Raw genomic sequence first — 6962 nt, 5'->3', positions numbered from 1 at the left:
AGACGATCAACGCGGTCGATGCCTGGCTGGGTTCGCTGCCCGGCCATGCCTATGCCAATGTCCGCCAGCCGCCGATCTCGACCCTGAACCTCGCCCATATGATCCCGCTTTCGGCGGTCTGGGCGGGCGATGCCGAGGACGCGCATTTCAAGGCGCCGCCTCTGCTTTACGGCAAGACCGAGGGATCGACCCCGTTCCGCTTTTCGCTCCATGTCGGCGATGTTGGTCACACGCTGGTGGTGGGCCCGACTGGCGCGGGCAAGTCGGTGCTGCTCGCCGCTATGGCGCTGCAGTTTCGCCGCTACGCCAAGGCGCAGGTCTTTGCCTTCGATTTCGGCGGCTCGATCCGGGCCGCGGCGCTGTCCATGGGCGGGGACTGGCACGATCTGGGCGGAGACTTGACGGATGGGGATGAGGCCGCCGTGGCGCTGCAGCCGCTGGCGCGGATCGACGCGCCCCCCGAACGCGCCTGGGCTGCCGACTGGATCGCCGCGATCCTGGCTCGCGAAGGGATCACGCTCACCCCGGAGGTGAAAGACCATCTCTGGACCGCGCTGACCTCGCTGGCCTCGGCCCCGATCGGCGAGCGCACCCTCACCGGGTTGGCCGTGCTCCTGCAATCGAACGACCTCAAACAGGCCCTACGCCCCTATTGCCTGAGTGGGGCCCATGGTCGCCTGCTCGATGCCGAGGCGGAAAACCTCGGAACAGCCTCGGTGCAGGCCTTCGAGATCGAAGGGCTGGTAGGCACTGCGGCCGCGCACGCCGTGCTCTCCTACCTCTTCCACCGCATCGGCGATCAACTCGACGGGCGCCCCACGTTGCTCATCATCGACGAAGGGTGGCTCGCGCTCGATGATGAAAGCTTCGCGGGCCAGCTCCGGGAATGGCTCAAGACCCTGCGCAAGAAGAACGCCTCGGTCGTTTTTGCAACGCAATCGCTGTCGGATATCGACACTTCGCCCATCGCGCCAGCCATCATCGAAAGCTGCCCGACGCGGCTTTTGCTGCCCAATGAGCGCGCCATCGAACCGCAGATCACCGCGATCTACCGCCGCTTCGGTCTCAACGACCGGCAGATTGAGATCCTCGCCCGCGCCACCCCCAAGCGCGACTATTACTGCCAGTCGCGGCGCGGCAACCGGCTCTTCGAGCTTGGCCTCAGCGAGGTCGGCCTCGCACTCTGCGCCGCCTCGGCCAAATCCGATCAGGCCCGCATTGGCCAGATCCTCGCCGAGGTCGGGGCAGGGGGCTTTCTCGCCGCCTGGCTGCGCGCCCACGGGGCAGACTGGGCCGCCGATCTCATCCCGGAGCTTACCAACCTTGCGCCCGAGGCCGAGGCCCTTCAACAACCCCAACCCGATCAGGAGGTGACATCATGATCCCTAACACTCTTGCCCGTTTCAAACTGCCCCGTGTCTCGATGCTCGCGCTGGCGCTCGCCGTGCCGCTGAGCGCCTCACCGCTTCTGGCGCCGCCGGCGCATGCGCTCTTCGGTTTCGGCAGCGGACCGTTCATCGTCTACGATCCGACCAACCATGCCGAGAACCTGCTCACCGCGGCGCGCGCGCTGGAGCAGATCAACAACCAGATCTCCCAGCTTCAGAACGAAGCGCAAATGCTGATCAACCAGGCCCGCAACCTGACGAGCCTGCCCTATTCGGCCCTGAGCGCGCTGCAGCAGAATGTCGATCGCACCCGCACGCTTCTCTCCGAGGCGCAGAACATCGCCTTCGACGTGCAGCAGATCGACCAGATGTTCCAGCAGGACTATGCCAATATCCCGCTGTCCTCGAGCGATGCGCAGCTCCTTTCCGACGCCCGCACCCGCTGGGGCAATACGGTGGGCGGGCTGCAGGATGCGATGCGCGTACAGGCCGGTGTGGTCGGCAATATCGATGCGCAGCGTGCCCAGCTCTTCGCCCTCGTGGGCGAAAGCCAGAGCGCGGTCGGTGCGCTGCAGGCCACGCAGGCGGGCAATCAACTCCTCGCGCTGCAAGCCCAGCAGATCGCCGATCTCACCGCCGTCACGGCCGCCAACGGCCGGGCCGAGGCGCTGGCCGAGGCGGAACGCGCCGCCGCCGCCGAGCAGGGGCGCGTTCAGCGCGAGCGGTTCCTGACCCCTGGCACCGGATATCAGCCGGGCTCCGTCCAGATGTTTCACAACTGAGACTGAGGGGCAGGGGACACATGGACAGCAGGACACTCACCCGGGTCGCGGCGGTTGCGCTTTTGGCCGTCGCGCTCACCGCCTCGTTGATCGCGATGAGCTGGCAGGAACAAGAAGATGAGCCGGCGCGCGCAATCTCCGCAGCACCAGCGATCCCCCCCGCCGATCCCCTGCGCGAAGGTCAGCGCCGCTGCCAGCAGATGGGTGAAGCCGCCGCCAAAGATCCCGATTGCATGGCGATCTGGGCCGAGACCCGCGACCGCTTCCTCGGACGCGATACCGGGTCTCGGGACGCGGAGCACTGATCCATGGGCGGTACCGGCGTTATCGACGACTTCCTTGGGGTCTTCACCTCTTATATCGATAGTGGCTTCGGGCTTCTGGGCAACGAGGTGGCCTTCATCGCCACCACGCTGATCGTGATCGACGTGACGCTCGCCGCGCTCTTCTGGACCTGGGGCGCCGATGACGACATCCTTGCCCGCCTGGTGAAAAAGACACTCTTCGTCGGGGCCTTCGCCTATCTGATCTCGAACTGGAACAGCCTCGCGCAGATCGTCTTCAACAGTTTCGCGGGGCTCGGGCTGATGGGTTCGGGCACGAGTTTCTCGGCCCGCGATCTCTTGCGTCCCGGGCAGGTGGCCCAGACCGGGCTCGATGCCGGCCGGCCGCTCCTCGAAAGCATTTCCGACCTGATGGGCTTCGTCTCTTTCTTCGAGAACTTCGTTCAGATCGCCTGCCTGCTCTTCGCCTGGGCGCTGGTGCTGCTCGCTTTCTTCATCCTCGCGGTGCAGCTCTTCGTCACCCTCATCGAGTTCAAGCTGACGACGCTCGCGGGCTTCGTGCTCATCCCCTTCGGCCTGTTCGGCAAGACCGCCTTCATGGCCGAACGGGTGCTCGGAAACGTCGTCTCCTCGGGCATCAAGGTGCTGGTTCTCGCGGTGATCATCGGCATCGGCTCGACGCTGTTCGGGCAGTTTACCGCAGGTTTCGGAGGCGCGACCCCGACCATCGACGAGGCCATGGCCATCGTGCTCGCGGCGCTTTCGCTTCTGGGGCTCGGCATATTCGGCCCGGGCATCGCCACCGGACTGGTCTCGGGCGGGCCGCAACTTGGCGCGGGCGCGGCAGTCGGAACGGGCCTTGCCGTGGGCGGAGCGGCCCTTGCCACCGGCGGTGGTGCCATGCTCGCCGCACGCGGGGCTGGGGCCGCGGTTTCTGGCGGTGTCGCCGCATCGCGCGGAGCCATAGGCGCGGCAGGTGCTGCCTCGAGCGCCTATTCGCTTGGCTCCATCGGCCAGTCCGGTGCGTCCGGCATGGCCTCGGGGCTGGGCGGGGTCACCCGGACTGCCGGGTCCGCTGCGGCGTCGCCGTTGCGCAAGGCTGCCGCGCGGGCAGGCGAGGCGGCGAAGGAGAGCTATTCGAGCGGGGCCAAGGCAGGGTTTGCCGCCAGTGGCGGAAGCTCTTCGATGGGTACCATTGCCGAGGGATCAACCACAGCTGCGCCATTGTCCTCGTCCGGCCCACCCGATTGGGCCAAATCCATGCGCCGCAAACAGGCGCTGAGCCACGGCATCACCTCGGCAGGCCATGCCTTGCGTGCGGGTGACAGCCATGGCGCCGGCGCTGCCATCAGCCTTTCGGAAAGAGATCGCTCATGACCGTCTTCAAACGCTCATCCCCCCATTACGGCAAGACCCCGGAACCGGAAACGCCCTATCAAAAGGCCGCCCAGGTCTGGGACGAGCGTATCGGCTCCGCCCGCGTGCAGGCCAGGAACTGGCGGCTCATGGCCTTCGGTTCGCTCTTCCTTTCCGCCGGATTCGCCGCCGCGCTGGTCTGGCAATCGGCGCGCGGCACCATCGTGCCCTGGGTGGTGGAGATCGACCGCCATGGCGAGGCGCGCGCGGTCGAGGCCGCCACAGCCGCCTACCGGCCCACCGATCCGCAGATCGCCTTCCATCTCGCCCGGTTCATCGAGGAGGTGCGCGGGCTCTCCGCCGATCCGATCGTGGTGCGCCAGAACTGGCTGCGCGCCTATGATTACACCACGGACCGTGGCGCGGTGGCGTTGGGCGACTATGCCCGGTCAAGCGATCCGTTCACCCGTGTCGGCAAGGAACAGGTCTCGATCGAGGTTTCCTCGGTCATCCGTGCCTCGCCCGACAGTTTCCGGGTGGCCTGGAGCGAGCGGCATTACGAGGGCGGCCAACTCGCCCGCTCCGAGCGCTGGACCGCCATCCTCACCATTGTAATCCAGCCGCCGCGCACACCCGAACGCCTGCGCGCCAATCCCCTCGGAATTTATGTCAACGCGATCAACTGGTCGCGGGAGATGAGCCAATGATCCATGCCTCCTCCATGCCCGTCGTCACCTTGCTGAGCGTGTCGCTTCTTGCCGGCTGTGCCACGAGCCCGGCGCTCGAGTTTTCCTATGACGACGAGGTGCCGCCGCTCCCGGCGACACGGTCCACGACCTCCGACGATCAACCCCGCGCCCTGCGCACCCCGCCGGCCTGGACCCCAAGCCGGGGCGGGGTCAGCGCCGCGACGCCCGTGGCCCGGGTGACCAACGCCAATGCCGCCGCCCGGGTCGAACCGCGCCGGGACGGCTATTTCAACGCGATCCAGATCTATCCCTGGTCGGAAGGGGCGCTCTATCAAGTCTATGCCGCGCCCGGCCAGATCACCACCATCGCGCTTGAACCCGGCGAGGCGCTGACCGGCACCGGTCCGATCGCGGCGGGCGACACCACCCGCTGGATCATCGGCGATACCGAGAGCGGCTCGGGCAGTGCGCGCCGCGTGCTCGTGCTGGTCAAACCGACGCGCAGCGACATCAGCACCAATCTGGTGATCTCCACCGACCGGCGGACCTATCTGATCGAGCTGCGCGCGGGCGAGCAAACCTGGATGCCCGCGGTCTCCTGGGCCTATCCGCGCCGCGCGTCACCCCAGCGGGTCACGGCGGCAACGCCGGCGATCCCGCCGCTCAATGCGCGCAACCACCGCTACGGGCTGCAGGGCGATGCGCCGCCCTGGCGTCCGGTCTCGGTCTTCGATGATGGCCGCCGCGTCTATGTCGTCTTTCCGGCGGGGATTGCACAGGGCGAGATGCCGCCGCTCTTCGTGCTCGGCTCGGACGGGAAACCCGAGATCGTCAACAGCCGCATCTATCACAACGTGCTGATCGTCGACCGGCTCTTCGGTGCCGCCGAGTTGCGGCTCGGCAGCGGCCGTAACCAGCAGGTGGTGAAAATCCTGCGCCTCGCACCGCAGGCGGAGACAAGCACCGATGCGCCGAAAACGGGGCAGGGTCATGACTGAACCGAGCACCGGCAGTGAAGAGGATCTCGCCGCGCCGATGCGGTTGCGCGCCGATCCGCCCCGGGTCACGCGCCTTTCGCGCAAGGTTCTGGCGGGCCTTGGCCTCGTTGCAGGGCTCGGGATTGGCGGTGCGCTGATCTATGCGCTGCAAAGCCCCGATCGTGGGGCCGGGCCCGAGGAGCTGATCACTACCGATAATCGCCAGCCCGCCGATGGGTTGCGGGACCTGCCCAGCAGCTATGATGCGGTGCCGCGCCTCGGGCCGGCGCTTCCCGGTGATCTCGGTGGCGCGATCCACAGCGCGCAGGAACGCGGCCAGCCGATTGCCGCGCCGGCGATCTCTGCCCCCGCCGTGGACCCGGAAGAGCAAAGGCGGCTGGCCGAGATGGACGCAGCCCGTACCAGCGGGTTGTTCTTCCAGACCCGGCCGGGCGCACAGGGGGGCGCCGGGCTCGGGGGCGTTGGCACAGCGCTGTCTGGAGCGGCGGAGGCTGCCGGGCAGGATCGCCAGCAGGCTTTCCTCAATGGGTCTGTCGATCGCCAGACCGTCGCAACCGACCGCATCGCGGCCCCGGCCTCGCCCTATATCCTTCAGGCAGGCTCGGTGATCCCGGCGGCGCTCATCACCGGCATCCGCTCGGATCTTCCGGGACAGATCACCGCGCAGGTCACCCAGAATGTCTATGATAGCCCGACCGGCAGCCTGCTCCTGATCCCGCAAGGCACCCGCATCATCGGCGAATACGACAATGGCGTCAGTTTCGGCCAGCGCCGGGTGCTGTTGGTTTGGAACCGGCTGATCCTCCCCAATGGCCGCTCGATCGTGCTCGAACGCCAGCCGGGTGCCGATGCGAGCGGTTATGCGGGGCTCGAGGATGGTGTCGATCACCATTGGGGCGATCTGGCCAAGGCCGCGGGGCTTGCCACGCTTCTTGCCTTCACCGCGGAGCTCGCCACTGATGACGACGACCGGCTTCTGCAAGCGCTGCAGGACGGCGCTGTGGACACGGTCAATGATGCCGGCCAGCAGATCGTCCAGCGCCAATTGGCCGTCGCGCCGACGCTGACTATCCGGCCCGGATTCCCGCTGCGGGTGATCGTCAGCCGCGATCTCGTGCTCGAGCCCTATGGAGGATGACATGGGCAATCTGAAACTGGGGCCCCTTGCCGATGACAAGCCGGTCAAACTAACGATCGAACTGCCCGCGGGCCTGCACCGCGATCTGGTGGCCTATGGGGAAATCCTCGGACGCGAAGGCGGGCAGGGGGCCGTTCCCCCGGCGCGGCTCATCGTGCCGATGCTGGAGAGGTTCATCGCGACCGATCGGGGCTTTGCCAAGGCGCGCAAGGGCGTCCGAACCTAGCGGACAACTCCCTGCCAGGCCCCGGCGGTGTCAGGTTTCGGGCTCAGCCGTTGGATGATAGGCCGCGTCGAGCGAGAGTTGACGGGCCGTCTCCAGCAGCA

The 6962-nt window shown here is 67.2% G+C and carries 7 protein-coding genes and 1 pseudogene; all 8 read left to right on the top strand.

What is annotated here, in order from left to right:
- Positions 1-1382, top strand: a pseudogene (locus AB7U46_RS17210) (conjugal transfer protein TrbE); the annotation flags it as partial.
- Positions 1379-2170, top strand: a complete 792-nt coding sequence (gene trbJ / locus AB7U46_RS17205) for a P-type conjugative transfer protein TrbJ (protein ID WP_428338213.1) — start codon at positions 1379-1381, stop codon at positions 2168-2170. The pseudogene AB7U46_RS17210 and the gene trbJ, both read left to right, overlap by 4 nt.
- Positions 2171-2190: 20 nt before the next feature.
- Positions 2191-2475, top strand: a complete 285-nt coding sequence (gene trbK-alt, locus AB7U46_RS17200) for a putative entry exclusion protein TrbK-alt (protein WP_428338212.1) — start codon at positions 2191-2193, stop codon at positions 2473-2475.
- A 3-nt stretch (positions 2476-2478) separates the two neighbouring features.
- A complete protein-coding gene (gene trbL, locus AB7U46_RS17195) occupies positions 2479-3831 on the top strand; it encodes a P-type conjugative transfer protein TrbL (protein ID WP_428338211.1) in 1353 nt (450 codons plus the stop codon).
- The gene (gene trbF, locus AB7U46_RS17190) at positions 3828-4517 is read left to right on the top strand and encodes a conjugal transfer protein TrbF (protein WP_428338210.1); all 690 of its coding nucleotides are present in this window, start codon (positions 3828-3830) and stop codon (positions 4515-4517) included. Before trbL ends, trbF begins: the two co-directional genes overlap by 4 nt.
- Positions 4514-5497 carry a P-type conjugative transfer protein TrbG gene (trbG, locus tag AB7U46_RS17185; protein ID WP_428338209.1) on the top strand — a complete coding sequence of 328 codons (984 nt, stop codon included), beginning with the start codon at positions 4514-4516 and terminating at the stop codon, positions 5495-5497. Before trbF ends, trbG begins: the two co-directional genes overlap by 4 nt.
- Positions 5490-6635, top strand: coding sequence for a TrbI/VirB10 family protein (locus AB7U46_RS17180; protein ID WP_428338208.1), 1146 nt, complete (start codon positions 5490-5492; stop codon positions 6633-6635). The genes trbG and AB7U46_RS17180 overlap by 8 nt, the downstream gene beginning before the upstream one ends.
- Before the next feature lies 1 nt (position 6636).
- A complete protein-coding gene (locus AB7U46_RS17175) occupies positions 6637-6861 on the top strand; it encodes a DUF2274 domain-containing protein (protein WP_428338207.1) in 225 nt (74 codons plus the stop codon).
- The last annotated feature ends 101 nt before the right edge of the window (positions 6862-6962 follow it).

It is taken from the genome of Paenirhodobacter sp., assembly GCF_050177655.1.
Taxonomy (GTDB): domain Bacteria; phylum Pseudomonadota; class Alphaproteobacteria; order Rhodobacterales; family Rhodobacteraceae; genus Rhodobacter.
Note: the sequence above shows the minus strand (reverse complement) of the source record. Positions and strands in the feature narration are given on the sequence as shown.